This is a genomic window from Tropicimonas aquimaris, assembly GCF_042676185.1.
GTDB lineage: Bacteria > Pseudomonadota > Alphaproteobacteria > Rhodobacterales > Rhodobacteraceae > Tropicimonas > Tropicimonas aquimaris.
The window spans coordinates 242867-269543 of the sequence record NZ_JBHTJT010000008.1 but is presented as its reverse complement, the minus strand read 5'-3'; the positions used below and the strand labels follow the sequence as shown (position 1 = coordinate 269543).

Genomic DNA, 26677 nt, shown 5'->3' with positions numbered 1-26677 from the left:
GGAAACTGATATATCAATTTTCGGATGCGAGAAAGACAAATTTTTACATTTTCAGACCGACGTTGCGAGAGGCGCAAAAGGCGCCGCCAAACCGGAAGTCCGATGGCGCGCCGCAGAACCCAAAGCGATTTGGAAGGTCGGTTCGGGGCGGCCACATGCCGCCCGAAATTGCCCTTGATCGATCGATGGGATCCGAGAAAGGAAAGCGACGCCGGCGGGCCGCCCCATTTGAAGGCGGGCAGAAACGACTCACCGCCCGGCCCACCTCTGCAAATCTGGCCGGTCGAAACCGGGGATAACCCGTCAGCCGGCGGCGCGGTCGCTGGAGGTCAGCGGCCAAAGGCCGGCAGATGCGCCCTCGGCGACGAAGATCCCCACGTGGTAGAGCAGGCGCGACAGCCCCGCGTCCCAGGTGACATTGCCCTGCGCATCGAACTGGTTGACCCAGGACGGCTGATCGCCGGGCGCGAAGTACCGGCCGAAGATCACGTCGGCGATTTCCCGCGCCTTCTCTCCGGCGGCCGGGTCGCCGGTATCGCGCGCAAGGGCGGCGAAATACTTCCCGGCCTCGGTCAGCGGCCACAGAAGGTGTGTCGCCTCCGTCACCCGCCCGTCCGCGGAGAGCGCGTCGAACAGGGCGCCGGCCATCGGACCTTCGGTTTGCCAGCCGTGCGCCGCGGCGAAATCGGCCATCGGTCCGACGAAGCGGCGCGCGGACTCGTCGCCGGTGAGATCGGCATACCGCATCAGCAGCCAGGCCCATTCGTACTGGTGCCCCGGCTCGCGGCGGTTGCCGTCGACGGTGTCGATCGGCACGAGGTCATGGCCCACGAATTCCCGCACGGCCCCGGTGGCCGGATCGAAGAAGAAACGCTCGCCCGCCCGTACCAGAGCCCGCGCCCGGTCGGCCCAGACCGGATCGCCCGTCAGCTCCAGGCACTGGAGCACGGCCTCCAGCATGTGCATGTGCGGGTTCTGCGCGCGCAGATCGCCGGGCTGCGCGCCTGCGGCGGCCATCCGGTCGTTTTCCCAGAGCGCGGCATTGGCCGTATCGGTCAGCGAATTCTCGATGAAGGACCAGCAAAGCTCGATCTCTTCTTCCGACACTGCCTCGGGATCGGCACGGCGCAGGGTGACCAGCGCCAGCAGCACGAATGTCTGATCATAGGTCCGGCGGGTCGTCGCCTCGATGCTGCCGATCCGCAAGCCGTCGGGATTGACCGCAAAGACGCAGCCGCCGTCCGGGTCCCGCAGGTAGCGGGTGATAAAGCCGTTGATCCGGCGCGCGGCATCGATCAACCGCGGCTTCCCGCCAAGATGGCCGAGATGCGCGAGAAAGAACGCGGTGCGCGCCTGCGCCAGCGTGGTCGACGGCCCGCCCTTGTCGGGAAGTTCCTCCACCACCGGCGCCGGCCCCTCCCCCGCGGGCAAGGCGATGTCCAGCCAGGCCGGCAGGAAAACGTCGGTGAAGCTGGCCGCACGCGCAGCGCCGTCTACGGTTGCGGGGCTTTCCCGGGTGGGCATCGTGTCATCCTCCGTGGATCGGTGCGAAGCTGGGCATGGCCGCCCGGACGCGCGCCTGCCCTAAGCCAAGCGGGTTGGTCAGGCAAGAAAGAGCAGACGCTCCGGGCGGCGTGCAACGCGTCCGCGGATCATCCCCGGGCCGTTGCAGGCTGCGCTGTTGCGGCCTTGCGTGCGGCAAGTTGCCCGGGTCCGCATGCATCCTCGGGATTGCGGATCGGGTCGGCCAGAAGCCGCAATCCGTTGAGCACCACCAGCACCGTGCCGCCCTCGTGCCCGATCACCGCGATCGGCAGCGGCAGGTGGAAGAACAGCCCGGCGGTGACCAGAGTCGCCATCGCTCCGGTCGCGAAGATCAGGTTCTGCCGGATGATCCGCGCGGCCCGCTGCGCGAGCCGATGCGCCGCCGCCAGCCGGCGCAGATCGTCCGACAACAGCGCCACGTCTGCCGCCTGCAGCGCGACCTCGGAGCCCGCCGCGCCCATCGCGATACCCACGTCTGCACGCGCCAGAGCCGCTGCATCGTTCACACCGTCGCCGATGAAGGCAACCCGGTCGCGGCTGGCGAGGTCGGCGACGAGCGCCACCTTGTCCTCGGGACGGAGGCCGGCATGGATAGACTCCGGCGCGATGCCGAGTTCCGCCCCCACGCGGTCCGCCACTGCCTGCCGGTCCCCGGTCAGCATCGCGATCTGTGTCACGCCCCGCTCGCGCAGCGCGGCAAGGCCGGCGCGGGCCGTATGGCGCGGCTGGTCCTCCACCGTCGCGACGCCCAGGATCCGCGCGCCCCGCCCCATCAGCACGAGCGTCATCGGCGTGTCGTGAACCGCAGCGAGGAAGGCCGGGCAATCCATCGGCGCGCTGTGGCGGGCCATGCGCTGCGCCAGCCTTTCGTTGCCGGCCCAGACCATGCCCTCGGCATCGACGCCAACCATGCCTTCTCCGGGCACGGCCTTTGCCTCGCGCACCTCGATGGGCTCGATCTGCCGCTCCTTCGCGGCGCACCGGATGGCATCGGCGACAGGGTGCTCGGAATGGGCCTCGAGTCCGGCGAGACGGGCCAGCAGCTCGGTCTCGTCGCCGTCACTGTGAATGCCGGTGAGTTCCTGCCGCCCTGTGGTGAGCGTGCCCGTCTTGTCGAAGGCAAAGGTCGAGACCGACGCCAGCGTCTCAAGCGCTGCGCCGCCCTTGAACAGCACCCCGCCCCGCGCCGAAGCCGACAGCGCCGAGAGGATCGCCGCGGGCACCGAGATCACGATGGCACAGGGGCTGGCTGCGACCAGAAGCGTCGCCGCACGATAGAGCGCCTCGTTCCAGCCGTTTCCGAGCGCGAGGAACACAAGGAAGGCCAGCACCGACCCGCTCAGCACGGCAATGGTGTAGCGCTGTCCGAACCAGTCGGAGAACTTCTCCGAAGGCGCCCGTGCGGCCTGCGCCTCGGTCACGAGCGCGATCATCCGGGCGACGGTGCTTTCCCCAAGCGGCCGGTCGACCCGCACCGCGAGCACGCCGTTCTGGTTTACCGTCGCCTCGAAGACATGGGTGCCCGCCGCCTTGCGAACGGGCACGGACTCGCCGGTTATGGTGGATTCGTCGATCTCGCCCTCGCCCTCGATAATGACCCCATCGACCGGCACCCGCGCGCCAGGCCGCAGGATCACCACGTCGCCCGGGACGAGATCCTCGACCGGAACCTCTTCGGTTCCGGAAGCGGTTCGGCGCAGCGCCCTGTCAGGTCGAAGCTCCATCAGAGACTCGATCGCCCGTCGCGCGCGCCCCATCGCGCGCTCTTCCAGCGTCGTGGACAGACTGAAGAGCGCCAGCAGCACCGCGCCCTCGAAGGCCGCCCCGACGAGCGCCGCGGCGAGCGCCGCGACCACCATCAGCAGGTCGATGTCGAGCTCGTGCTCCCTCCAGAGCGCGGTGAGCGCACGCAGCCCGGCCGGAACCCCGCCCGCTGCGTAGACCACCAGAAGCGCGAGATATCCCACGACGCCCGCCCAGGCCAGTTCGGACGGCAGCGCCCAATGCGTGATGGTCGCGACGAGCATCCCGGCAAGTGTCAGCCCGGTCAGAACCAGTGGCATGAGGTCTTCGTCGATCCTGAACATCTTGGCGATCCTTCGCTGTCGCACCGTCCGGGCGAGGCGACGCCGCGCCCCAGACTACCCGCAGATGCCGCGGGCTCAAAACCGCACTACCCTGCGGCCCGCCTGCCGGCCATCGGACATTTTGACGGGGCGAGCGGTGAAGGGAGCCTCAGGGCGAGCTTCGTCCGACCGTAACCTCGCTTCCGCCCGGTTCGACCGAAACAGCTCTATAACTTCGGAGAGGGCTCGGATTGCGGCCCCGGCAACGGCCGGCTCCAACCGAAGAGTGGCCACCCGACAGGTACCCAAAACAAAAAAGGTCCCGGCCAACGCGATGGGGAATGCGTGGCCAGGACCGCTACTAGGGAACAACAATGTAATCTTCCGGGGTAACAGAATTACTCGTAAAGGGGTGTGTGCGTGTCAGTGAAATCAACCTAGCAGTGCCTGCGTGATCGGCCCGTGAGCCTGCCACCTCACGGCAAGAATTCTTCGATAACAGGGGGAGATGCGGGCACAATGAGCTGGGATTTCGGGAATCATCCCAGCCTGTTGAACGCGGCACTTTGGCCGGGGGCCTTCTCAAGTGAGTCGCCGGCGGGCATGGTGGGTTTTGCCCCGCCCCCGAGGCGCGCAGGCGGGGGGGGGGGGGGGGCCGGACGAAAACCGCCGATCACGGGCGGTCGACCGGAGACGCGAACCGAAACGGAAAGGCCAAAACGCCCATGGCCTCCATTTACAGGACGACCGATCATGCCCACCCCTTCCAAGGCTCCCACGATGGAACAGCTTGAACTCCAGGAAGCGACGCTCGTGTTCGAGGCGTTCGACGAGGTGACCGCGCTGGATCTTGGCTCCGCGCTCGTCGCGGCCGCGCAGGCTGAAGCGGCGGCGGTGGTGATCGACATCCGCACCCCGGACCGCACGCTGTTTCACGCGGCTCTGCCGGGGAGCGCCCCGGACAACGACCACTGGGCACGGCGCAAGAGCAATACCGTGCTCCGCAAGCATCGCTCGTCAATGCTGGTGGGGATGCGCAACGCCGCCAAGGGCAACGTGGTCGGCACGTCGCTCGGCCTCGACCCCATGGACTTCGCCGACCATGGCGGCAGCTTTCCGATTCGCGTGAAGGGAGTGGGTGTGATCGGCGCGGTCACCGTCTCCGGTCTGGCGTCAGAGGATGACCACGCGATGATCGTCGGAGTGCTGGAGAAAATGCTCTCCTGACGCGCCTTGGCGCGATCTCAGGTATTGAACAGGGCGCTGACCGACTCGGCGTCGAACTCGAGGCAATCCCGCGGGTCGGAGAATATGTCGAGAAATTCGAGACGGCGACCCTGCGTCCGGCGCGACCGAAGCAGTTCGACAGCCCACTTGTCCGCGAAGACAATGGTCGCGACCCCGCGACGCTGCGGGAGGACAAAGGAGCCCGGGCCGAAGCCGGTCTGGCTGTTGGCAAGAAACGCCATAAGGTCAGACCTGTCTGATGCGAATACTTTGATCACTCTGGTCATGGCAGATCTCCCAGCGAAGCGAGCAAATCAGTCTGGAAATGAAGCGCAGGGACACCATGACAGCCGCTGCGTGAATCATGCGTGATGCGGCCCCCACGCAACCGCAAGGACCTGAAGGCACGTCAAAAATTTCTTTCAGAGTCGTTTCACGGGTTCCGGGAAGGGAGAGCGCATCCGGCCCGCGCCGGACTTGACGGTCATGCGGCCTGTCGGGAAACCCGCCTGAGCCTCGTCCCTGCTGGCCTGCTCTGTCAGCAGCTCGGTGCCGGATTTCGCCAGCTCACCCCTCAGCCGCGCGAGCGCGACAAAGCGGACCGCCTGTGGCGCCGCGAAACTCGTGCCCCGCATGGCCACGACCGATCCGTCGGCCGAGCCCGCAGCGAGCCGGCCGTAGATCGCTGCCCCGTCTTCGGTCGGAAGCGCCGCCGTTGGCGCGCTGCGCCCATCTTTCGGCAGCGGCACCCCCGCGCCGGTGGAGGAATAGGGCGCCTCGCGGCCGTCGTTTAACCGGTAGCCGCCGAGGCAGGCGACCTGCGTGCTCGACGCGGTGGCGTTGATCGTACTGTGGCGCAGCACAACCGGAGTGCCCGGCGGCGCGCCCGGAGGCCTGTTGACGGGCACCGGCTCGGTCGCCGCCGTGTCGAGCATCCGCCCGGCTTCGTTGTAGCGGTGGTAATAGGGGCTGTCGAAATAGGCGCGACGGCCGGCGGTGCTGCCGGGCAGAATAGCCTGATCGGTCTGGATATTGAGGTCGATCTCCAGCCGGTGCACGCCCCTGTTGCGAAGGTGGATATTCCACGCGCCGGACGGAGCGCAAGGCCCGGTGTCACCCGGTCGGCTCGTCGGCGCGACGCAGACGAGGATGCGGAAGAGCTGCTTGCCGTCCTGACGGTCGGCCGGGTCCATCCCGCAGTGGATCTCGGCCACCTCTCCCCAAAGCGACCGCGCGTTCACGCGGGTCCGCCGCGGCTGAGACGTTCCTCCTGGGGGCACGACATCGATCTCGAGCGGCGCGTAGCGCGGATCGAGCCCCTCGACATCCGCCTCGAACAGGATCTCGACATAGCCGGAGGACTGGTCCCCCGGCTGGATGCGCAGCTCGAGTTCCGACGCCTCGCCCGCCCCATTCGGGCCGGGTGCGAGGCTGGCAACCGCGTGCATCCGCTCGAGGTTGTCATTGCCCGCGGGGGTCACGACGTCGATCGGCGCATAATCCGCCCGCCGCAGTTCAAGCAGTTGCCTGACCGCGCGCGCGAATATCCCCCTGCGGTCCTTGATCCCGGCCTGACGGCCGAAGGACAGGTTGACGACGAGCGGATAGCCGTAGGGGCCGTCGCCCGGCTCGGGGTGGTTCCGCAGCCAGATCGCATCGCTCAGGTCGACGATCCGGCGGAGCGCATGCACCATGTAATAGTCGAGGAACTCGCCCGACGCGCCGAAGGCGATCCGCGGCGGCAGGTTGACCGCGAGGACCCGGGTCTGGGCAATCGGATCCTGGTCGCCCTCGGGCCGGCATCCTGCCGTGACGTCCAGCACATGCGCGCCGTGCGAATAGCGACTGGCCAGCGCGCGGCGTGCGTATCGGTCCTTCATGTTGACCATCCCGGTGCGGCGGTCGAAAGCCGATTGATCGAGCCGGTTCTCCGGCCCGGACCGGTACTCGCTCAGATAGCGGTCGATATCGGCGGCGTAGAGTTCATGGCCGAACGGAAGGTAATCCGGCCCGTCCGGCAGCCCCATCTGCCAGGCGGCGGCGATGCGGGTGTTGCCAGCGGCATCGCAAAGGCGGGTGTGGCCGAGCGGGATGTCGGCGTCGATCACCCCGACCATCACCGTGCCCTCTGGCACCACGGGCAGACGCTCCAGAGGCGGCAGCCAGTCGCCCTGCGCCTCGAGATGCGCCTTGAACCCGGCGTTCCAGGTGCCCGGCGGGGTCGGCGCGGTCAGGGCATTGCTCATTCGGAGGCGGGGATCGACGGGTTTGCCGCGTGCACCGGGCAGGAGCGCGCGCAGGGGCACCACGTCATGCATCCGGCCCGCGGGCGCGGGATGCCCGCTGCCGCGCTCCATCCTGCTCCACCAGTCGTGATAGGGCGACTCGCCCGGCTCCCGCACCGGGCGCCACGCGCTCCAGCGGGTCACGACGGCCACTCGCTCTTGGCTTCCTTGAAGAGCTCGGCGATCAGCGGGATCTTCTCGACCTTTACCCCGCCACCTTCTTCGCATGCTTCGTCGAAAAAGGAATGGGCGAGCCATCTCAGGTCGAAATCCGCCTTGGCGTCGAGCTTGCACTGCCCCGGCCCCTTCCCGCCATAGCCGCGCGGACGCATGTGCCGCCCCTCGGCCGCGGCAAGGACCAGCTCGCCGATGGTGCAGCCGAGCACCGCGCCAGCCGCGGAATCCACCGGGTAGTGCACACCGGCAATCGTCCGGTTCACCGCGATCCGGTATGCGGCGAGATAGGCCATGCGGGTCTGCACCGGCCCTTTGTCGCCAATCAGCAACCGGTCCAGCACGGTCGCCAGCGCGAAGGCTTCGGTGGCGTGGCCGGAGGGGAAGCTCGAATGGTCCGGCGTTTGGATGATCGGCTGGACTTTTTCGCTGCGCTCCACCGGCCGGGCTGCCCAGCAGAAATGCTTCACCTGCATTTCCAGCGCGATAGCAAGGGATTGGGTCAGCACCAGAAGGTCCAGCGTCGACTTCCGGGCGGTCTCGTTCAGATGGGTCAGCGTGCCGAAGAACGGCATGATGGTCGCCGTCTGGGCGACGATCTCCGGAATGCGGTCCGAGCGCAGGTCTGCGTAGTTGCGCAGGTAACGCATCTGCTCCTCAAAATCCTTTTCGCCCGGCCTCCGGATCTCGAAGAGATCGGCCTCTCCGACCCGCAGCCTCGCCGCCCCCTTGGCGGGGTTGCTCACCGACAGCGGGCCGAGCATCTGGCCCAGCAGCACCTCGGCCCGCCGGCCGGGAGACAGGTAACTCAGGTCGTTTCCAACAGAGGTCCGTGATGGCCTGGTCAGGCCGGAGCCCGTGTTCCAGTAGCCGGCCAGCGCGTCGTGCGATGTCGTCAGCGCGGAGGACAGAAGCGGCGAGGCCGCGCCCCCTGCTCCGCCGAAGCCGCCTCCGAAACCACCTCCGAATCCGCCGCCGAAACCGCCCCCGAAGCCGCCGCCAAAACCTCCGCCGAAGCCGCCCCCGAAACCGCCTCCAAATCCGCCGCCGAAACCACCTCCGGCTGCCAGCCCATTTGCCATATCCAAACCCTCTGTCCCTCGAAATTCCGCCAGTGTGACCGACATCCCCCCTTGAACAAAGCACTTTTCAATTGACTCACGCTGACTTCACGGGCACCCGCGAAATCGTTAACGTAAGGACAGAGGGTGGCCAACGCGCCCCGGTCGGACGGATTAGCCATGACCACGGACCCGGAACTGACGATCCATCTTTGCGGCCGATTCCGGGTCGAGACCCGGGCGGGCGAAGAAGTGACTCCTGTCGGACGCAAGGCCCAGGGGTTGCTCGCGCTGCTGGCCACCGAGGCCCGCATGACCCGCACGCGCGTCTGGCTGCAGGACAAGCTCTGGGAGGGGGAAACCAAGTCCAGCCAGGCCAACCTGCGCCAGACACTGCGGACGCTGCGCCGCTCTTCCGAAGCCCTCGACGCGGCCTTGCTGACCGACCGGGTGAATGTCGGCCTCGACACCCGACGGGTCACGGTGATCGACAGCGATACGCCCGATGCCGAATTCCTGGAGGGGCTCGATGTCGACAGCCCGGAGTTCAACGACTGGTTGACGCTGATGCGCAGCAAACGCCAGCCGACGGGCGCCGAGCCGACGCAGGCACCGCCCCCGCGCGCGCCTTCCACCCCCCTCGCCCATCATCACCGCACGCAGCGGCAGATCGTGCTCCAACTCGGCAGCGCGCAGGGCTCGGCGCTGCGGATGTTCGAGAAGCAATTCTGCGACCATTTCTCGAAATCCCTGCGCGAGAACTTCGATATCGACGCACATTTCGCGACGCCCAGTGCGGCTGAACCCGACCTGCTCGTGGCCGAGGTCGAGGCGTTCTCGACTGGCAGCACGGAAGAAATGGGTCTGCGCATGTCGATCGTGGAAAGCGGTACGCAACGCGCCGTCTGGACCGACAGCGTGATCGCCCGCCAACCCGCCTCTCAGGGCGTTGTCGGCATCGCGCACATGGCGCTCAGCCACCGGGCGGTGGTCGCCGTGATGGGCCTCGTCTGTCGCTCCGCCCCGAACCGCCAGCACGACCATGATGCGGACGCCCTAGCCAACACCGCGCTGCGCAAGATGTTCACCATGCGGCGCAAGGATCTCGACGAGGCGAAGCGGCTCCTCCTCCGGGCGCGGGAGATCGAGGCCCGCGGCCTGTTCGACGCCTGGCTCGCGCAGCTCGAAGTGATCCGCTACGTGGAGTTCTGCGACGTCGACCGCGCGAAGACGGCCGAGGCCGTCCGGCGGCTCTGTGCGGACGCACTCGCCGACGAGCCGACCAATTCCAACGTGCTTTGCTCGGTCGCCAATGCGCGGATGGCGCTGGAACGCGACGGACAGGCGAGCCGCGAGCTCTCCAAGATCGCGGTCACGGCGAACCCATCGAACCCGCTCGCCTGGTGGTCCTGGTCGACCGCTCTGCTGTACACCGGCGACAGCGAGAAGGCCTATTCCGCCGCCAAGACGGCGCAGATGCTGTCCTACAACGCTTCTTTCCGGTTCTGGACGGAATTCCAGGTCGCCCTCACCGCCGCCGTCACCGGCAGGCTCGAGGAGGCCACGGCCCATCTCGAGACCTCACGCTCGCTGAACCCCGCGTTCCGGCCGCCGTTGCGGTACCTTATCGGGCTCTATTCTCTGGCCCATAACGAGGAAGCGACGCGCCGCTCCATCGAATTGCTGCGGTCGGTCGAACCCGAATTCACCGTCAGGCGCCTGATCGAGGACGAGACATATCCGGTCTCGATGATGCGCAGCGCCGGGCTTTCCGACGCCGATTTCCTCCGCGGCCTCGAATAACCTTCCGCCGGATCACGCTGCACTAACGCTGGCCTTGTTTGACTGCACGACGCGATCGCAAGGAGTCATGCATGCCGTCTTTGGAAAATCTGACGCTCGCCCTTCTGGCGGAATCGATTGCCCTGGACCAGGGCGAGTCGAAAGTGGCGGGCAATACATGGCTGGAGGAGAGGCTTGGGCGCGAAATTCTCGCGAGTGCCATCAGCGAAGGACCGATCGAGGGGCTGATCGGGTCCGCGAGCCCGTCGCTCGACCCGTCGGCCCTCGGGCGGCAGGTCAGCGAGAGGCTGGTGAAGGCCTTCGCGGAGGACCTCCGAAGCCGGCAGGATGACGTTCCCGGCAACGGTTTTCTCGGAATTCCTCCCGAAGAAGTCTGCTCCAGCATCACTGCCTTTCTCACCATTGGGCTCGGGATAGGGCCGCGCGCCGCCTGTCCGGCCGGCGCGCTGATCCTCAGGCGGCTGAACGATGCCAGCCCGATCGACAAGGCTCCGTCCAGGGGTGCCCCGCAGCACCCGGCCGAGGGCCCGTTATACAAGGCGGCTGCCGGCTGCCACGATTGAAGCCGGCGACGAGAATCGCGCCTCGGGTCGCCCCTCGAGGCTGGGAAGCGCCGGTCCGCGCCGTCAGAAGATTCATTCCAGAAAAAAGGCACCGGGCGATGCCCGGTGCCTCCCGTTGGTAGCATGGAGCTGATTTCCATGCAGTGACCGCCTGACTCACCTACGCGAAGTAGAAGGCGTCGGATCCGAGGTACTCGTCCACACCGTAGAGGGTGGCGATCTGCGTACCGTCGAAGCTCAACTCCAGATCGTCTTCGACGATCTTCTGCGTCAGGTGGATGTTGTAGTTGTCCGGATCGAGATCGAACCCGATCAGTCCAACGGCATCCCCGTCGTCCGCCGCAAAGGCGTAGACGTCGTTGGTGCCGACCCCGGCGGCCGTCAGTTCGCCGTAACCGAGAACCAGAAGGTCCGCCGCTCCATCGGCACTCTCCGAACCGGCACCGCTGAGGTAGAACGTATTGCTTCCGGAACCGACGAGGGTGTCGCCGCCGGTGCTTCCGACGATGACGCTGTCAGCGGCCTCGATGGCAACCTCCTCATATTCCATGAGAAGCTGGGCATCGTAGAGGTTCACCGGCTTCATGTCCCCCTTGATGTAGAAGGCGACATCGAAGTCAGCGGTCATGTTCACGCCGTTGGCGGAAACCTCGCCCGCATCGGTCATCCAGCCGGCACTCAGGGTCATCGGAGACGTGCCGTTCCAGTCGAGCAGGTTCAGCACGGTCGTGGTGTCGACACCGACCTCGTACTTCTCCTCTCCATTGGCAACCGGCGGGGCCTCGCTCGGATCCTGCGGGATGATCACGCTCGGAAGATCCTGCCCGTACTTGTCAGGCTGGAGCCGCCAGCGCGGACCGATGTCGTACTCGGTCCCGTCTTCGTTCAGGTCGGCCATGAACGGTTCCCGATCCATCGTGGTGTACCAGGCTTCGGTGAAGCCGCCCAACAGGTCGGAAGAAAGCCCGCCGATCGTGTCGAGCATCGAGCCGTCGACGGCGTCGATCAACGAGAAGTCGCGGAGGACCGTGCCCGCCGGCAGGAACGTCCCGTCACCGGCATAGAAGTCGTCGGTCGAGACCCAATTGCCGTTCTCGTCCACCGCGTAGCTTGGCAGGATACCGATGGCGGCTTCGTTCTCGAAGTCCTCCGGCCGGATCTGGTCGTTCGGGTTGTTGGTGACCGTATGGTTCACCACCAGCTCGGCGGCCGTGACCCGATACAGAACATCCGCGAAACCGTCTCCGTCTGCGTCGACCTGCCATTCATCCGGCAGATCCAGCTTGGCATCGATCCGGACGTCGTTCGGCCGCTTGACCGCGTTGCCCCAGCGATAGAGCAACTTGCCGTCGTCCTTCAGCGTGACCGAGTAGTCATCGCCGACCGCGATATCCTCGATGATCGAACTTTCGTTCGGCTTGAGAACATCCGCCAGACCGAAGACGCCGTAACCGTTCAGGTTGCTGTCGTAGTAGTCGATGGTGCCATCGTTGCCGATGTCCACGACCGCCACGTTCCGCATCACGCCGTCGATCTCGATGTCGGTCATGTAGGCCGAGTAGACGTCGACGGCGCCGGCACGATCGAAGTCCTTGTAGAGGTCTGTCGGCTCGGTGTAGCCACCGGCGACCTCCAGCGCCCCGATCAGTTCCTTCACGTAGAAGCCGTGCATGACATCCTCGACCAGCGAGCTGCTCGGGTTGCCATCGGCGTCCACCGGCATGCCGTCGTCACCGGTCCGGTAGTCGATGATCCGGAGATCGTCGTCGAGCTGGTAGTAGCCGCTCGTGTCACCCGGATAGGCCTGGTCGGACAGGATCGCCTGCATCACCGAGTAGTGCTCGGTGGATGCCTTGACGAAGTTGCCGCCGATGCCTTCCAGCCATGTCCCCAACCGCGCCGGCACCGAGAAGGTGTCGGTCCGGGCGTCGGACACGGCGATGCCGCCGCCTGCCAGTTCGCCGACGAAGCCTTCGCCGAAGTCATCGTCGAAGTCCTTGTCCTGCGCGCCGATGAAGTCGGTCACGTAGAAGCCGAACTGGCTGTCGATGGCGTACATTTCAACGCCAGCCTTGGAGGTCATCGCCGGTGTGTCGGAGAGGCTCTCCTGTCGCGTGGCGAGCGTTTCACCATTCCAGCCGACGGTTATGTCGCCAATCCTGAAGGTATAGGCGGACTTGTACTGGACCGTTTCGGGATCCAGCAGCGGAACGTCCGGCGGTGTCGGAGCCGGAGCCGGCTTGTCGGGAACCCCGTCACCGTCGCCGGTGCCGTCACCCTTGCCGTGGCCGGGGTTGCCGGCGTCATCGGGCTTGTCGGGGATGCCGTCGCCACCGCCCTCTCCGTTGCCTTTGCCACCCGCGTTAGGGTTGCCATCGCCGCCGTAGGCGTTGCCGTTGCCACCCCTGTCAGCGTTGCCCTCGCCGTCGTTGCCCTTGTCGGGCTTTTCGCCGACGCCGGTGCGGTCACCGCCCTTGTCAGCGCTGCCACCCTGCAGTGGGTTGCCCTCGCCGCCATAGGCGTTGCCGTCGCCGCCAGTTCCGGCGCCGTCAGGCTTGCCTCCGATCCGGTCTGCGAGATCTGCAACGACCCGGTCCCAGAGATCAGAGGCACGGGCAGAGCCCGTGATCCCGGCAATCGCGTCGGTGGCCTGTCCGGCCCTTGAGATCGCCGCCTTGGACGTCTTGGACCCCGATGCCGCGAGGGATGCGGCCACGCTGTCCAGAACGGAGTCCAGATAAGATATATCTCCAGTCAGAGGCAAAACAGACGCTGCCCCCTTGCGAGCCTCCGGCGTGCTCCATGGCGTTTCCCAAGGAATGTCCTCAAGCACGTCCTGAAGGTAATTTCTTTGCGATTTCTGGGCCATCTCCATCCCCCATAGTTAGAGATTCTGGTAATTAACCTGGCCAGACGCCAAGCTCTCCCTTCCCCGAGACGCCCAGCACAAATTATATATCTGATTTATTAAATTTCAGAGGACACGTCGTTGACCGAGATCAAATCGCGTGCAACGATCTGGTTCCCGAACGCCGAAAGCGATCGCAGATTGCCCGCCTGTCTGGACAAGTCCGCCTTCCACAAGGGGAACGCAGGCTGAAGCAAATCACTGGAACCGAGAGCGAAGCTCAGGCCGAGACCTTTCGCAGCCGTTCGAACTCTCGCGCCATGTCCTCAGCCAGCGCCGAGAGGTCAGCCTGCCGGGTGCCCTGGTGAAGTTCAAAGCGCAGCGCCATGATGCAGGCCTGCAAGCGGCGCGCGAGCCGCTGGGGATCGGTATCCTCGGGAAGCTCACCCGCCGCGATTGCGCGCTCGAAGACCTCGGTCATCGCGTCCCGCATCCCGGAGAGGTATTCCCGCGATTTCTCGGCAATTGCCGGTTCGGTCGCGCGCGTGTCCACGAGGGTCTTCAAGAGCATGCACGCCTGCGCCCGGGGATGGTCCGTGGGGATATCGGCATAGCTCCGGATATGCCGTGCAACCCCTTCAAGCGGCGAGCCGGCCTTGGCCATCTCCGCGACAAACGCGCCTCGGGAGGTCTCGTAGTAACGGGCAAGCGCCTCGAGGAAGAGTCCCTCCTTGCTGGAGAAGGCCGCGTAGATACTGCCGGGCTTCATGTTCAGCGCCGCTTCCAGATCCTTCAGCGAAGTGGCGTGATAGCCCTTCTTCCAGAAAAGCGTCATCGCCGCCTCAAGGGCGGTCTCGCGGTTATATGGCATGGCTCGTGTCATCGACGGGGAACATAAGCAGTTCCGCGGGCATTGTCCCGTCAGAGCGAGCGCGCAGGGCTCACGTTTGAGTGAGTGCTCAAATCTATAATTGAGCAAACACTCAAAGGCACCTAGGTGAGGGTCATCGAAGCGCGGACAGGGATCGCGACGCACAGCCGGCGCAGTCCCGATCCGCTTACGCAAGTGCGGCCAGACCGCAGGAGACCAAAATGACCGAGTACACACTCCACGACGAAACCACCGCGCCCGAGGCGTCGAAGCCGCTGCTGGCCGAGAGCCGCAAAAAGAACGGACGCATCCCCGGCCTGCACGCCGCCATGGCCGAGGCGCCGGGCCTTCTGGCGACCTACAATTTCGCACACGAGCAGTTCATGGGCTCCAGCTTCGACGCCGAGGAAAAGACCGTCGTTTGGCAGACCATCAACGTCGAGCAGAACTGCCACTACTGCGTTCCGGCTCACACCGCGATCGCCAAGATGATGAAGGTCGACGACGCGATCACCGAAGCCCTGCGCAACGAGACGCCGCTTCCTACGGCGAAACTCGAGGCGCTGCGCGACTTCACCCTGTCGGTCGTGCGTAACCGTGGCGATGTCGACGAAGCGGCCGTCCGGGCGTTCCTCGATGCAGGGTTCACGCAGCGGCAGGTGCTCGAAGTCGTTCTCGGGGTAGCGCAGAAGGTGATGTCCAACTACGTGAATCATCTGGTGAACACGCCGGTCGACGAGGTGTTCCGGAAATTCGAATGGAAAAAGGCGAGCTGATCGCCGAACGGGGTCCGGCCTTCGGGCGGGACCTGACCAAGGAGACGCGTCCATGACCGACGCTTCCGAAACACTGCGGATCGACATCGTGTCCGACGTCGTCTGTCCCTGGTGCATCGTCGGCTACCGGCAGCTTGCCCGGGCGCTGGAGGCCACCGGCACCAGGCACGAGATCCATTGGCATCCGTTCGAACTGAACCCGCAGATGCCACCCGAAGGCCAGAACCTGCGCGAGCACATCGCGGAAAAGTACGGCTCATCGCCGGAGGAGTCCGAACGCAACCGCCAGCGGCTGGCCGAGATCGGCGCCGACCTCGGGTTTGCGTTCAACTACACCGACGACATGCGGATGCCGAACACTTTCGACGCCCACCGGCTTCTGCACTGGGCCGACCTGCAAGGCAGCAAGCATCCGCTGAAACAGGCGCTCTTCGCGGCCTATTTCACCGACCGCCGCGACATCTCGGACCACGAGGTGCTGGCCGACATCGCGGGTGAGGTCGGGCTCGACCAGGCCGAGGCGCTGGCGGTGCTCACGGAGCAGCGTCATGCCTCCGACGTGCGCACCGAGCAGAATTTCTGGCTCCAGCAAGGCATCCGTGGCGTTCCGGCCATGGTTTTCGACCGTCGGCACCTCGTCACTGGCGCGCAGGGCGCAGACGGTTACATCGACATATTGAACAAACTCGCACAAATGCGGGCCGAGACTCACTGAGCAGGAGAAGATACCCCATGACAGGGAACGACACCTACCAACCACCTGCCGTCTGGACCTGGGACGCCGAGAATGGCGGTGAATGGGCCAGCACCAACCGCCCCATCGCCGGCGCAACCCACGAGGCGGAGCTGCCGCGCGGCAAGCATCCGCTGCAGCTCTACTCGCAGGGCACGCCAAACGGGCAGAAGGTGACGATCCTGCTCGAGGAGCTTCTGGCGATCGGCGAGACCGGCGCGGAATACGATGCCTTTCTGATCCGTATCGGCAAGGGCGAGCAATTCTCCTCCGGCTTCGTGGAGCTGAACCCGAATTCCAAGATCCCTGTCCTGTTCGACACGGAAACCGGCCTGCGCGTGTTCGAATCCGGCGCGATCCTGCTCTACCTCGCGGAGAAGTTCGGACATTTCCTGCCCAAGAATCTTGCGGCCCGCACCGAGGTGATGAACTGGCTGTTCTGGCTGCAGGGATCGGCCCCCTATCTCGGCGGCGGCTTCGGGCATTTCTATGCCTATGCGCCCGAGAAGTTCGAATACCCGATCAACCGCTACACGATGGAAGCCAAGCGCCAGATGGACGTTCTGGACCGTGAACTGGCGAACAACCGGTATCTTGGTGGCGACACTTATACCATTGCGGACATCGCGACCTGGCCTTGGTACGGGAACCTGGTACTCGGCAACTCCTACAACGCCGGCGAATTCCTCGACGTCGAGAGCTACACCCACCTGCGCCGCTGGGCGAAAGAGATCCTGGCACGTCCTGCCGTCCAGCGCGGTCGCATCGTGAACCGGCTCGCGGGGGATCCCTCCGAGCAACTGCACGAGCGCCACGACGCATCCGACTTCGAGCTGCGCACCCAGGACAAGCTGACTCGGGACTCTGCGGCCTAGGATCCTGCACCCTCTGCGACGCACTAGGAATGCAACACACCCGCCCGAGGCGCCCAGATGCGCCTCGGGCGTTTTTCGTTTGCCGCCCCTAACATGCCGCAGGTGCTCTCCCCGGCGAACACTGGCGTTTCCTGCCCTGCCTCTACTGCATCGCGGACCCTGCTGATGTGATTGTGATTCTTTGTGTGCCTTGACTTTGGTCAAGATTGATTCAGCGCCGCCCTGATAATAGGCTCCGAGAACATACAGCCAGTTCGGATGCCTTCATGCCAATCCCGACAAGCCGACGCGACTTTCTGCGTGGATCGCTCCGCGGCGGTGAGTTTTTGCGTCCGCCGGGCGCGCGGCCTGCAGGATTCGAGCGCGCCTGTACCGGGTGCGGCGACTGTGCCGCCGCCTGCCCGGAAGCCATCATCCAGACCGACAACCGGGGCGCCGTGCGCCTCGATCTTGCCCTGGGCGCCTGCACCTTCTGCGGCGACTGCGCCCGCGCTTGCCCGACCGACGCGCTGTCCGCAGACCGGCTGGGAGACTGGCCCTGGGTCGCGGCCATCTCGGCCGAATGCCTGTCGCTCAACGCCGTGTCCTGCCGCGCCTGCGAGGACGCCTGCGAACCGCGGGCGATCCGCTTCCGGCCGGCGCTTGGCGGACGGGCCCAGCCGATCGTCGATGACGAAGGTTGCACCGGATGCGGCGGCTGCATCTCCATCTGCCCCGTCGGGGCGGTTTCCCTTTCCCATCGCGCCCCTGCCGAATGCGAGGTCACCCAATGAATATCTGCGGATGCCTGATCCATGCCGCCCCCGGACGCGGCACGGCCACCCGGGCCGCCATCGAGGCGATGGACGGGGCCGAGGTCCATGCCGTGACCGAGGACGAACGCCTCGTCGTCGTCGTCGAGGATACCGGTGCGAAACGCGCCTCGGAGTTGATCATGGACATGCACCAGATCCCCGGGGTGATCTCCGTCACCCTGACCTATCACCACTTCGAAGACCCCGAGGGCGGCGACAGCCGGCCACAGCCGGTCGCCACCCCTTGCACCCTCTGAACCGGAGCACCTGAGCATGACAATGTCGGAATCCCGCCGGACCTTCCTTAAATCGACCGCAGCGGCTGCGACGGCCTCCGCAGCGGGGATCACCCTGCCCGGCGCGCCCGCCCAGGCCCAGATCCAGACGCCCGACATCCGCTGGGACAAGGCCGCCTGCCGGTTCTGCGGCACCGGCTGCTCGGTTCTCGTGGGCACAAAGGACGGCAAGGTCGTCGCCACGCAGGGCGACCCGGACGCGCCGGTCAACCGCGGGCTGAACTGCATCAAGGGCTATTTCCTCAGCAAGATCATGTATGGCGAGGACCGCCTGACCACGCCGATGCTGCGCAAATCCAATGGCGCCTATGACAAGAACGGCGAGTTCGAGCCGGTGAGTTGGGACGAGGCCTTCGACGTGATGGCCGAGAAGTGGAAGGACGCGATCAAGGAAAAAGGCGGCGCCGGCGTGTCGATCTTCGGCTCCGGCCAGTGGACCGTCTGGGAGGGCTATGCCGCCGCCAAGTTCATGAAGGCGGGCCTGCGGTCCAACAACATCGACCCCAACGCGCGGCACTGCATGGCCTCCGCCGTGGTGGGCTTCATCCGCGCCTTCGGCATCGACGAGCCGATGGGCTGCTACGACGATCTCGAGCACGCAGATACCTTCGTGCTCTGGGGCTCCAACATGGCCGAGATGCACCCGATCCTGTGGTCGCGCCTGACCGACACCCGCCTGACCAAGCCGGGCTGCGAGGTGCACGTGCTTTCCACCTTCGAGCACCGATCCTTTGAACTGGCCGACAATGGCATCATCTTCGCGCCGCAGACCGACCTGGCGATCCTGAACTACATCGCCAACTACATCATCCAGAACGACGCCGTGAACCAGGAGTTCATGGACAAGCACGTCAACATCACGAAGACGGCGACGGACATCGGCTACGGCCTGCGCGACGACAACCCGCTGCAGATGCAGGCGGCCAACCCGAACTCGGGCGAGCTGACGCCGATGACCTTCGAGGAATACGCCGCGGCGGTTTCCGAATACACCGCCGAGTATGTCTCCGAGCTGTCCGGCGTGCCGGTGGCGCAGCTCGAGCGGCTGGCGCAGCAATATGCCGACCCGAACCGCAAGGTGATGAGCCTGTGGACCATGGGCTTCAACCAGCACACGCGCGGCTCCTGGGTAAACGGGCTGATGTACAACGTCCACCTGCTGACCGGAAAGATCTCCGAGCCGGGCAACTCGCCCTTCTCGCTCACCGGCCAGCCCTCGGCCTGCGGCACCGCCCGCGAGGTCGGCACCTTCGCACACCGTCTGCCGGCCGACATGGTGGTCGCCAACGACGAGCATCGCGCGATCTGCGAAACCGCCTGGAACATCCCCGCGGGCACCATCCCGCCCAAGCCCGGCTACCATGCCGTTCTGATGAACCGGATGCTCAAGGACGGCGAGCTCAAGTGCCACTGGGTGCAGTGCAATAACAACATGCAAGCCGCGCCCAACATCAACGAAGAAGGTTTCCCGGGCTATCGCAACCCCGAGACGTTCATCACTGTTTCCGACCCCTACCCGACCGTCACCGCGCTGTCTGCCGACCTGATCCTGCCCACTGCAATGTGGGTGGAGAAGGAAGGCGCCTATGGCAACGCCGAGCGCCGCACCCAGTTCTGGCGCCAGCAGGTGAAGGCGCCGGGCGAGGCGAAGTCCGACCTCTGGCAGGTGATGGAGTTCTCCAAGCGCTTCACCGTCGAGGAGGCCTGGGGCGAGGAACTGGTGGCGCTGAAGCCGGAGCTTGCCGGAAAGACGCTCTACGAGGTGCTGTTCACCAATGGCGTGGTTGATCAGTTCCCACTTTCCGAGACCGCCGAGGGCTTCGACAACGACGAGAGCGCCGATTTCGGCTACTACGTCCAGAAGGGCCTGTTCGAGGAATATGCCGCTTTCGGCCGTGGTCACGCCCACGACCTCGCGCCGTTCGACACCTATCACCAGGCCCGCGGGCTTCGCTGGCCAGTCGTGGACGGCAAGGAGACCCTCTACCGCTTCCGCGAGGGCTATGACCCCTATGTCAAGGAAGGCGAGGAGGTGAAGTTCTACGGCCACAAGGACGGCAAGGCCAAGATCATCTTCGCCCCCTACGAGGCCGCCGCCGAGGAGCCGGACGAGGAATTCGACCTCTGGCTCTGCACCGGCCGCGTGCTGGAGCACTGGCATTCCGGCTCGATGACCCGCCGGGTGCCCGAACTGCACCGCTCCTTTCCGTCTGCGGTGGTGTTCATGCACCCCGACGACGCCAGCGAACGCGGGCTGCGCCGGGGCCAGGAGATCGTGCTCTCCACCCGCCGGGGCGAAGTGAACTCCCGGGTCGAGACGCGGGGCCGCAACAAGGTGCCACGCGGTCTGGTCTTCATGCCCTGGTTCGACGAGAGCCAGCTCACCAACAAGCTGACCCTCGATGCGACCTGCCCGCTGTCCAAGGAGACCGACTTCAAGAAATGCGCCTGCAAGGTCGAACGGGCCTGATCGCGCAACAGGAAACGCGCGTTGCCTCGAAGCACGCAGGAGTGAGCCATGGCCGCCGCCACGCCCAGCACCGTCAACCGCCGTCGGTTCCTGACCGACAGCGCGCGCATGGCCGCGGGCTGTGCGGTGGCGGGGTCGCTCCTGGCCTATGTGTCGCGCGATGCACGGGCGCTTCCGGATCAGGCCCTGCGGCCGCCGGGGGCGCTGCCCGAGGACGACTTCCTCGCCGCCTGCATCCGCTGCGGCCTCTGCGTGCGGGACTGCCCTTATGACACGCTGACCCTCGCGGCTCTGGGAGAGGACGGGCCGGCCACCGGGACGCCCTTCTTCACAGCTCGCGATGTGCCTTGCGAGATGTGCGACGACATCCCCTGCGTCGCCGCCTGCCCTACCGGCGCGCTCGACAAGGAGCTGACCGACATCGAGGACGCGCGGATGGGCACGGCCGTGCTGGTCGATCAGGAGAACTGCCTGAACTTCCTCGGCCTGCGCTGCGACGTCTGCTACCGGGTCTGCCCGATGATCGACGAGGCGATCACGTTGGACGTGCGCCACAACGAGCGCTCCGGCCACCACGCGATCTTTGCGCCGACGGTTCACGCCGAGGCCTGCACGGGCTGCGGCATCTGCGAGAAGAAATGCGTGCTGCCCGAGGCCGCGATCAAGGTGCTACCCCTGCGGCTGGCCCGTGGTGCGCCGGCCGAGCATTACCGCAAGGGCTGGGAGGAGAAGGACGCCAAGGGCGCCCCGGTGGTCGAGGGCATCATCGACCTGCCCGACCGCCTGCCCGGCCCCGGCACCGACAACCTCGCAGCACCCGGCGGCTACGAGCCCGGCCTCGGCGCGATCGACGGCAGCGGTGGCGGCTTCCGACCGACTTTCCAACTGCCGGAGGTGAGCCAATGAGCACCACCGGCAAGGTCCATCTGCCCACCGGACAGGAAGCCCTGGAGAAGAAGGGGTGGTTCGGGGCGCACAAGTACCTGGTGCTGCGCCGGCTCAGCCAGGCGTTCTTCCTGCTGCTGTTCCTGCTCGGTCCGTGGTTCGGCATCTGGTGGGTGCAGGGCAACCTGGCGGGCTCAATGACCTTCGGCTTCCTGCCGCTGAACGACCCGTTGATCCTCGCGCAGATGATGGCCGCCGGCCACTGGCCGGAAACCACGGCCCTGATCGGCGGGCTGATCGTGCTGGTCGCCTATGCGCTGATCGGAGGCCGCGTCTATTGCTCCTGGGTATGCCCGATCAACCCCGTGACCGACGCCGCGCACTGGCTGCACGTGAAGCTCGGCCTGCAGAAGGGCTGGCAGCCCAAGCGGTCCGCCCGGCTCTGGATCCTCGCCACGGTGCTGATCGTCTCGGCCCTCACCGGCACCATCGCCTGGGAGGTCATCAACCCGGTCACCATGGTGCACCGCGGGCTGGTCTTCGGCATGGGGTTCGTCTGGGCCCTCGTTGCAGCGATCTTCGTCTTCGACCTTGTCGTGGCCCGGCGCGGCTGGTGCGGCCATGTCTGCCCGGTGGGCGCGTTCTACGGCCTCATCGGCGCGAAGAGCCTGCTGCGGGTCAGCGCGGTGCGCCGCGACGCCTGCGACGATTGCATGGATTGCTACGAGGTCTGCCCGGAAAACCAGGTGATCTCGCCCGCCCTCAGGGGCAAGGGCGCGAGCACTCCCCTGATCCTGTCGCCCGACTGCACCAATTGCGGGCGATGCATCGACGTCTGCGCGATGGACGTCTTCGCCTTCACTCACCGTTTCGACGACCACGTCGAGACCCCGACAGATGCGGCCGCCACATCCCGGCCGCCCAAACAGACAGCAGCGTGAACTGAGCAACGGAGAACCATGATGAAAAAGCCGAACCTCGCAGGCGCCTTCGCCCTCGCGGCGTCCCTCGCCCTTGTCGGCACTGGCCTCGCGCAGTCGGCCGGTGGACTCTCCACCCTGCGCGGCGCCGCGGTCGACGATCCGGTCGCGGTCGAGCAGGTCTTCCAGCAGGAGACCCAACGATTCAACCGCGAGTACCGCCAGCAGCCGCCGCTGATCCCGCATTCGATCGACCAGTACCAGATCGACCTTCGCGCCAACCAATGCCTGAGCTGTCATGACTGGACCAATGCCGGCGACCGCGGCGCGCCCACGCTTTCGATGACCCACTACCTCGACCGCGATGGCAACGAGATGGACCACATCGCCGGCACCCGCTGGTTCTGCAACCAGTGCCATGTGCCGCAGGCCAACGCGCCGGAACTGGTGGAAAACACCTTCGAACCGTCCACCGGCCGCTGAGCCAGACGTCAGACGTCAGACAAGGAATACAAGCGATGGCAGAGCACAGCACAGACGGCAAGCGGCCCGGTTTCCTTCGGCGTACCTGGGAATGGTTCTGGCGACCCAGCAGCGTCCTCAGTTTCGGCTTTCTGATAATTGCGGGCTTCGTTGCAGGGGTGATGTTCTGGGGCGGGTTCCACTGGGCGCTGGAAGAGACCAACACCGAGGAATTCTGCACCTCGTGTCACACGATGACGAAGAATTTCGACGAATATACGGAGACGGTGCACTACAACAACCACTCCGGCGTGCGCGCGACCTGCCCCGACTGCCACGTGCCCCATGAGTGGCAGCACAAGGTCAAGGCCAAGATCATGGCCAGCAAGGACGTCTATCACGAGCTGATGGGCACGATCGACACCGACGAGAAATATGACGAGCGCCGGCTGCATATGGCCAGCGCGGTCTGGACCAAGATGAAGAAGACCGACAGCCGCGAATGCCGCAACTGTCACGCCTTCGAGTTCATGGATTTCACCATCCAGGAGACCCGCGCCGCCACCGAGCACCAGAAGGCGATCGACGAGAGCATGACCTGCATCGACTGCCATCAGGGCATCGCCCATGGCCTGCCGGAAGGTTACCTTGAGGAATACCGCCGGGTGGTGGACGAGGTCGCCGGCACCGAGGCCGACGGGCCGGTCACGCGGGTCGGAATGATCGATCCCGCAGGTCTTGGAAGCGCGATCCGGGGCTACCTCTCCGGAAGCGCCGAGTAACGCCCGGCAGCCAGCGCGCCGTCAGGACAGGCGGCGCGTGAATTGCGTGCGCTCGGCTTGCCAGAGGTGCGGAAAGGCGCGCATCGCGGCCCGGGCGCCGGCCTCGTCGCCGGATTTCGCCAGGGTTTCGATGTCGCCGAGAGCCCGGTGCAGGGACTTGGCCTGGAACGTCCCGCAGGAGCCGGCCATCTTGTGTGCGCGCGAGATCAGATCGCCGAGCGGCTCCGCATCCATCGCGTCGGATGCAAAAAGCGCCGCACCAGCGTCGAGTTCGTTCACGAAGCTGCCGACCAGGCCCGTGACCTTGTCCGCCCCGAGGGTCTCGACCAGATCACGCAAGGCGTCATCCACCGGCCCGTCCGACTTGCTGGCCGCTACTGCGGGGGCCGGCATGTCCGGGCCGGTGCGCTTCTCGATCAGGCTGAGCTGGTGCCGGAGGCTGTCGCGCTCGATCGGCTTGGTGACCAGCCCGACCATGCCGGCGTCACGGAAAACGTCACGGTCGGCGGGCATTGCATGTGCGGTGACGGCGAGGATCGGCGTGTCGCGATTCGGGCCGTCGCCGTCACGGATCGCGCGGGTCGCGGCGATGCCATCCATGACCGGCATGCTGATGTCCATCAGAATCAGGTCGAACGCCTGCGCGCCTGCAACCGCGACGCCTTCCCGGCCATCGAACGCCTCGGACACGCTGTGGCCGTCCTGGGTCAGCATACCGTGCAGCACGCTGCGGTTGATCTCGTTGTCCTCGACGATGAGGATCGACAGATTGCCCTCCTGATCCTTCCTTGTCCGATCCAGCGCAGCCGTCTTCTGACCGGTTGCGATCTCCAGCGGGATCCGCACCCAGAACAGGCTACCCTCGCCCTCGATGCTCTCGACGCCGATCTCGCCGTCCATCGCCTTGGCGAGGCGCCGCGAGATTCCGAGGCCGAGCCCCGTGCCGCCGGTCTTGCGGCCGTAGGAAGTGTCGATGGTCTCGAAATCGTTGAATATCCGCGCCTGGTCGGCGTCGGAGATGCCGATCCCGTCATCGATGACCCGAAACTCCGCCATCCGACGCCGGCCGCTGCCGCTCACCTCGGCCTCCAGCCGGACCTCGCCCGCGTGGGTGAACTTAAGCGCGTTGTTGACGAGGTTAAGCAGCACCTGTCGCAGCCGCACCGGATCGCCGCGCACTTCGCCCGGCTTGGGCGAGGTCCAGACCTGAACCAGCGTGTTGCCGTGGGCGGCGGCAACGCTGCTCTGTCCGGCGACCACGTCGCTGAGAAGTTCCGCCAGGTCGAAGACCTCCGAGGAGATCTCCATCCGCCCGGCCTCGAACTTGGAGATGTCGAGCACGTCGTTGACGTGGTGCAGCAACAGGTGGCCGGAGGCGTCCATATTGTCGAGATAGGTCGATTGCCGGGATGTCAGGTCGGTCTCGCGCAGCAACGACATGGTTCCCAGCAACCCGTTGAGCGGCGTGCGCATCTCGTGGCTCATCACCGCGAGGAAATCCGCCTTGGCCTTTTCTCCGGCCAGTGCCTTGTCGCGTGCCGTGACCAGCTCCTTCTCCGCCCGCTTGTCCTCGGTGATGTCGCGCAGGAAGGAGACGAAGCTGACCCCATCCTCGCTCTCGATCGTGTCGATCGACAGCTCCACCGGGAAGACCTCGCCCGACTTGCGCTTGCCCTCCAGTTCGACGCGCCCCACACCGACGACGCGCTGCTTGCCGGTCTCCATGAACCGCTTCATGCCGGCGGTATGCGCCGCCGCGTAATGGTCGGGAACGATCAGGTCCACCAGCGACTGGCCGATCGCTTCCTTCTCGGTATAGCCAAAGACGCGCTCCGCCGCGCCGTTGAACTGCTTGACGACGCCCTTGCCGTCGGATTCGATCACCGCGTCGAGCGAGGTGCCGATAATCGCCCGCAGACGCGCGGCGAGCAGCCTCTGTTCGCGCCCGCTCTGCACGGCGGACCGGTTCATCCGCCACAGTCCGAAAGACAGCAGGACGAGCAGCAACACCAGCGCAGCCAGCGTGATGGCGAGCTTCAGCAGCGTGGCCGAAACCGCGTCCCGCCGCTCGTCGGAGGTCTTGGCAAACAGCTCGAGGGCGCGCAGCGAGAGATTGCGCACGTCTTCCCGAAGCTCCGCAACGGAGGAGTCCAGCGCCGGGATCTCCGCGAAAAGCACCTCGCGCGGACCGTCGATCACCGGGACCGTATCTCTCAGGAAGCGCTCCACTGGGACCAGGCTGAGCGCGAAGGAATAGTCATTCTTGAGGTCTTGGTAGGCCGTGCCGTTCCGAAGCGTGGCGACCCGGCTGTAAAACACGTCGAAGCGCCGCTTCATCTGAAGCAGCGATGTCTCGGAGCCGTCCCGCGCTTCGCGCAGAGACATCTGGAACAGCAGGAATTCCACTTCAAGCTGGGACAGCGTCCATTGAACGTTGTCGGAATGCGCAACGTCCAGCGATCTCAGCTTGCGCGACACCTCGCTCGACAGCATGAGGATGGCGCCGGCAAAGGCGAAGGCTGCAACGACGACCAGGATCGGTCGCGCACCGTGAAGAGTGGAAGTCCTGAACCGGTCTTTCATGGTGCCCCTTCAGTTGTGTCTTTATCGAACCAGTTGGCTCATTCCGGCTGAACCTCAATCCGGTCAAGCTGCCAGATGCTTCGTGAATAGATGCTTTCGGCCTGGTACTCGGGGTTGGAATCGTAGGGATAGACGATCCAGAGCGGCCCCTTGTCGCGCACCGACATCGGCTCGCCGTTATTGGCATAGGCGACAATCGGACCGTCCGGGATGGCGTCGGCCACCGGGATCGTGACCGAGTAGTCGTTGATCGCGGTGGCCGAAAGTGTTCCGCTGGTGACCCCGAGCAGGTCGAGCAGCGTATCCAGACCGACGCCGGTGAACTCCTGTTCCCCTTCGGTCCAGATCGTGGTGGTGGCAATGGTGCGACTCTCCAGGGCGCTGAGCATGTCCAGGTCGAACCGGGCCACGTCGTCGCCGTTTGTTGTCGATATCGCACCGCTTACAGTCAGGACGACCTCACCTTCCGGTTGCGGCAGGTCCGCCGCACCGGCTGCGCCGGAAATTGACGCGGTGAATGCGATGGCTGCGAGGCTTGTCGAGAGTCCGTGGAGCTTGCGCATGTCCTGATCCTGTTCGCTGCTTGCGTATGTCGTCCCTAGCACGGATCGCCATATGGGCCAGTTGGTCAAGGGTATAGCGACCTATCCGAACGGAT

The 26677-nt window shown here is 65.6% G+C and carries 22 protein-coding genes; 13 read left to right on the top strand and 9 right to left on the bottom strand.

The genetic code is table 11. The annotated features are described in order from the left end of the window. Positions 1-303: 303 nt before the first annotated feature. The gene (locus ACFQ2S_RS07695) at positions 304-1524 is read right to left on the bottom strand and encodes an AGE family epimerase/isomerase (RefSeq protein ID WP_386073874.1); all 1221 of its coding nucleotides are present in this window, start codon (positions 1522-1524) and stop codon (positions 304-306) included. Between the two features lie 128 nt (positions 1525-1652). Continuing rightward, a complete protein-coding gene (locus ACFQ2S_RS07690) occupies positions 1653-3632 on the bottom strand; it encodes a heavy metal translocating P-type ATPase (protein WP_386073873.1) in 1980 nt (659 codons plus the stop codon). A 732-nt stretch (positions 3633-4364) separates the two neighbouring features. On the opposite strand from ACFQ2S_RS07690, the gene ACFQ2S_RS07685 reads away from it, so the two are divergent. Next, positions 4365-4838 (top strand): heme-degrading domain-containing protein, encoded by a 474-nt coding sequence (locus tag ACFQ2S_RS07685; protein WP_386073872.1) that lies wholly within the window; start codon positions 4365-4367, stop codon positions 4836-4838. A 17-nt stretch (positions 4839-4855) separates the two neighbouring features. Here the strand turns inward: ACFQ2S_RS07685 and ACFQ2S_RS07680 are convergent, their stop codons facing one another. The 3 genes from ACFQ2S_RS07680 to ACFQ2S_RS07670 form a co-directional block, all read right to left on the bottom strand. Further along, a complete protein-coding gene (locus tag ACFQ2S_RS07680) occupies positions 4856-5125 on the bottom strand; it encodes a hypothetical protein (RefSeq protein WP_386073871.1) in 270 nt (89 codons plus the stop codon). 135 nt (positions 5126-5260) lie between these two features. Beyond that, positions 5261-7276, bottom strand: a complete 2016-nt coding sequence (locus ACFQ2S_RS07675) for a hypothetical protein (protein WP_386073870.1) — start codon at positions 7274-7276, stop codon at positions 5261-5263. Next, positions 7264-8379 carry a phosphatase PAP2 family protein gene (locus ACFQ2S_RS07670; protein WP_386073869.1) on the bottom strand — a complete coding sequence of 372 codons (1116 nt, stop codon included), beginning with the start codon at positions 8377-8379 and terminating at the stop codon, positions 7264-7266. The genes ACFQ2S_RS07675 and ACFQ2S_RS07670 overlap by 13 nt, the downstream gene beginning before the upstream one ends. Positions 8380-8538: 159 nt before the next feature. Between ACFQ2S_RS07670 and ACFQ2S_RS07665 the strand changes: the two genes are divergently transcribed. Both ACFQ2S_RS07665 and ACFQ2S_RS07660 read left to right on the top strand, forming a co-directional pair. After that, complete coding sequence (locus tag ACFQ2S_RS07665; RefSeq protein ID WP_386073868.1) at positions 8539-10161, top strand: hypothetical protein; 1623 nt, start codon at positions 8539-8541, stop codon at positions 10159-10161. A 71-nt stretch (positions 10162-10232) separates the two neighbouring features. After that, entirely contained in the window at positions 10233-10724 is a 492-nt protein-coding gene (locus ACFQ2S_RS07660) for a hypothetical protein (protein ID WP_386073867.1), read from the top strand. A 160-nt stretch (positions 10725-10884) separates the two neighbouring features. On the opposite strand, the gene ACFQ2S_RS07655 is transcribed toward ACFQ2S_RS07660, so the two are convergent. Beyond that, positions 10885-13440: a hypothetical protein gene (locus tag ACFQ2S_RS07655; protein WP_386073866.1), complete on the bottom strand. Its 2556-nt coding sequence runs from the start codon at positions 13438-13440 to the stop codon at positions 10885-10887. A 412-nt stretch (positions 13441-13852) separates the two neighbouring features. Further along, the gene (locus tag ACFQ2S_RS07650; protein ID WP_386073865.1) at positions 13853-14443 is read right to left on the bottom strand and encodes a TetR/AcrR family transcriptional regulator; all 591 of its coding nucleotides are present in this window, start codon (positions 14441-14443) and stop codon (positions 13853-13855) included. A 221-nt stretch (positions 14444-14664) separates the two neighbouring features. Between ACFQ2S_RS07650 and ACFQ2S_RS07645 the strand changes: the two genes are divergently transcribed. The 10 genes from ACFQ2S_RS07645 to ACFQ2S_RS07600 all read left to right on the top strand — a co-directional run bounded on the left by ACFQ2S_RS07645 (position 14665) and on the right by ACFQ2S_RS07600 (position 23436). After that, a complete protein-coding gene (locus ACFQ2S_RS07645) occupies positions 14665-15219 on the top strand; it encodes a carboxymuconolactone decarboxylase family protein (RefSeq protein WP_386073864.1) in 555 nt (184 codons plus the stop codon). A 52-nt stretch (positions 15220-15271) separates the two neighbouring features. Beyond that, positions 15272-15934, top strand: coding sequence for a DsbA family oxidoreductase (locus ACFQ2S_RS07640; RefSeq protein ID WP_386073863.1), 663 nt, complete (start codon positions 15272-15274; stop codon positions 15932-15934). Between the two features lie 17 nt (positions 15935-15951). Continuing rightward, entirely contained in the window at positions 15952-16827 is an 876-nt protein-coding gene (yghU, locus tag ACFQ2S_RS07635) for a glutathione-dependent disulfide-bond oxidoreductase (RefSeq protein ID WP_386073862.1), read from the top strand. Positions 16828-17093: 266 nt separating this feature from the next. Beyond that, positions 17094-17600 carry a ferredoxin-type protein NapF gene (gene napF, locus ACFQ2S_RS07630; RefSeq protein ID WP_386073861.1) on the top strand — a complete coding sequence of 169 codons (507 nt, stop codon included), beginning with the start codon at positions 17094-17096 and terminating at the stop codon, positions 17598-17600. Beyond that, positions 17597-17878, top strand: a complete 282-nt coding sequence (locus tag ACFQ2S_RS07625) for a chaperone NapD (RefSeq protein ID WP_386073860.1) — start codon at positions 17597-17599, stop codon at positions 17876-17878. Before napF ends, ACFQ2S_RS07625 begins: the two co-directional genes overlap by 4 nt. A gap of 16 nt (positions 17879-17894) precedes the next feature. After that, entirely contained in the window at positions 17895-20387 is a 2493-nt protein-coding gene (gene napA, locus ACFQ2S_RS07620; protein WP_386073859.1) for a nitrate reductase catalytic subunit NapA, read from the top strand. A gap of 48 nt (positions 20388-20435) precedes the next feature. Continuing rightward, positions 20436-21293: a ferredoxin-type protein NapG gene (napG, locus tag ACFQ2S_RS07615; RefSeq protein ID WP_386073858.1), complete on the top strand. Its 858-nt coding sequence runs from the start codon at positions 20436-20438 to the stop codon at positions 21291-21293. Further along, positions 21290-22213 (top strand): quinol dehydrogenase ferredoxin subunit NapH, encoded by a 924-nt coding sequence (gene napH, locus ACFQ2S_RS07610; protein WP_386073857.1) that lies wholly within the window; start codon positions 21290-21292, stop codon positions 22211-22213. Before napG ends, napH begins: the two co-directional genes overlap by 4 nt. 21 nt (positions 22214-22234) lie before the next feature. After that, positions 22235-22675 (top strand): nitrate reductase cytochrome c-type subunit, encoded by a 441-nt coding sequence (locus ACFQ2S_RS07605; protein ID WP_386073856.1) that lies wholly within the window; start codon positions 22235-22237, stop codon positions 22673-22675. 35 nt (positions 22676-22710) lie between these two features. Further along, on the top strand, positions 22711-23436 hold the full coding sequence (locus ACFQ2S_RS07600) for a NapC/NirT family cytochrome c (protein ID WP_386073855.1): 726 nt from the start codon (positions 22711-22713) through the stop codon (positions 23434-23436). A 21-nt stretch (positions 23437-23457) separates the two neighbouring features. Here ACFQ2S_RS07600 and ACFQ2S_RS07595 read toward each other — a convergent pair whose 3' ends face one another. Together ACFQ2S_RS07595 and ACFQ2S_RS07590 are read right to left on the bottom strand one after the other, a co-directional pair. Continuing rightward, positions 23458-26019, bottom strand: coding sequence for a PAS domain-containing hybrid sensor histidine kinase/response regulator (locus tag ACFQ2S_RS07595; protein WP_386073854.1), 2562 nt, complete (start codon positions 26017-26019; stop codon positions 23458-23460). A 38-nt stretch (positions 26020-26057) separates the two neighbouring features. Then, positions 26058-26582, bottom strand: coding sequence for a molybdopterin-dependent oxidoreductase (locus ACFQ2S_RS07590; protein WP_386073853.1), 525 nt, complete (start codon positions 26580-26582; stop codon positions 26058-26060). Positions 26583-26677: the final 95 nt, after the last annotated feature.

Excerpts from the sequence above, each read along its gene's own strand:
- ACFQ2S_RS07695 (WP_386073874.1), bottom strand. The coding sequence starts at position 1,524 with ATGCCCACCCGGGAAAGCCCCGCAACCGTAGACGGCGCTGCGCGTGCG.
- ACFQ2S_RS07690 (WP_386073873.1), bottom strand. The coding sequence starts at position 3,632 with ATGTTCAGGATCGACGAAGACCTCATGCCACTGGTTCTGACCGGGCTG.
- ACFQ2S_RS07685 (WP_386073872.1), top strand. The coding sequence starts at position 4,365 with ATGCCCACCCCTTCCAAGGCTCCCACGATGGAACAGCTTGAACTCCAG.
- ACFQ2S_RS07680 (WP_386073871.1), bottom strand. The coding sequence starts at position 5,125 with ATGACCAGAGTGATCAAAGTATTCGCATCAGACAGGTCTGACCTTATG.
- ACFQ2S_RS07670 (WP_386073869.1), bottom strand. The coding sequence starts at position 8,379 with ATGGCAAATGGGCTGGCAGCCGGAGGTGGTTTCGGCGGCGGATTTGGA.
- ACFQ2S_RS07665 (WP_386073868.1), top strand. The coding sequence starts at position 8,539 with ATGACCACGGACCCGGAACTGACGATCCATCTTTGCGGCCGATTCCGG.
- ACFQ2S_RS07660 (WP_386073867.1), top strand. The coding sequence starts at position 10,233 with ATGCCGTCTTTGGAAAATCTGACGCTCGCCCTTCTGGCGGAATCGATT.
- ACFQ2S_RS07650 (WP_386073865.1), bottom strand. The coding sequence starts at position 14,443 with ATGCCATATAACCGCGAGACCGCCCTTGAGGCGGCGATGACGCTTTTC.
- ACFQ2S_RS07645 (WP_386073864.1), top strand. The coding sequence starts at position 14,665 with ATGACCGAGTACACACTCCACGACGAAACCACCGCGCCCGAGGCGTCG.
- ACFQ2S_RS07640 (WP_386073863.1), top strand. The coding sequence starts at position 15,272 with ATGACCGACGCTTCCGAAACACTGCGGATCGACATCGTGTCCGACGTC.
- yghU (WP_386073862.1), top strand. The coding sequence starts at position 15,952 with ATGACAGGGAACGACACCTACCAACCACCTGCCGTCTGGACCTGGGAC.
- napF (WP_386073861.1), top strand. The coding sequence starts at position 17,094 with ATGCCAATCCCGACAAGCCGACGCGACTTTCTGCGTGGATCGCTCCGC.
- ACFQ2S_RS07625 (WP_386073860.1), top strand. The coding sequence starts at position 17,597 with ATGAATATCTGCGGATGCCTGATCCATGCCGCCCCCGGACGCGGCACG.
- napA (WP_386073859.1), top strand. The coding sequence starts at position 17,895 with ATGACAATGTCGGAATCCCGCCGGACCTTCCTTAAATCGACCGCAGCG.
- napG (WP_386073858.1), top strand. The coding sequence starts at position 20,436 with ATGGCCGCCGCCACGCCCAGCACCGTCAACCGCCGTCGGTTCCTGACC.
- napH (WP_386073857.1), top strand. The coding sequence starts at position 21,290 with ATGAGCACCACCGGCAAGGTCCATCTGCCCACCGGACAGGAAGCCCTG.
- ACFQ2S_RS07605 (WP_386073856.1), top strand. The coding sequence starts at position 22,235 with ATGAAAAAGCCGAACCTCGCAGGCGCCTTCGCCCTCGCGGCGTCCCTC.
- ACFQ2S_RS07600 (WP_386073855.1), top strand. The coding sequence starts at position 22,711 with ATGGCAGAGCACAGCACAGACGGCAAGCGGCCCGGTTTCCTTCGGCGT.
- ACFQ2S_RS07595 (WP_386073854.1), bottom strand. The coding sequence starts at position 26,019 with ATGAAAGACCGGTTCAGGACTTCCACTCTTCACGGTGCGCGACCGATC.
- ACFQ2S_RS07590 (WP_386073853.1), bottom strand. The coding sequence starts at position 26,582 with ATGCGCAAGCTCCACGGACTCTCGACAAGCCTCGCAGCCATCGCATTC.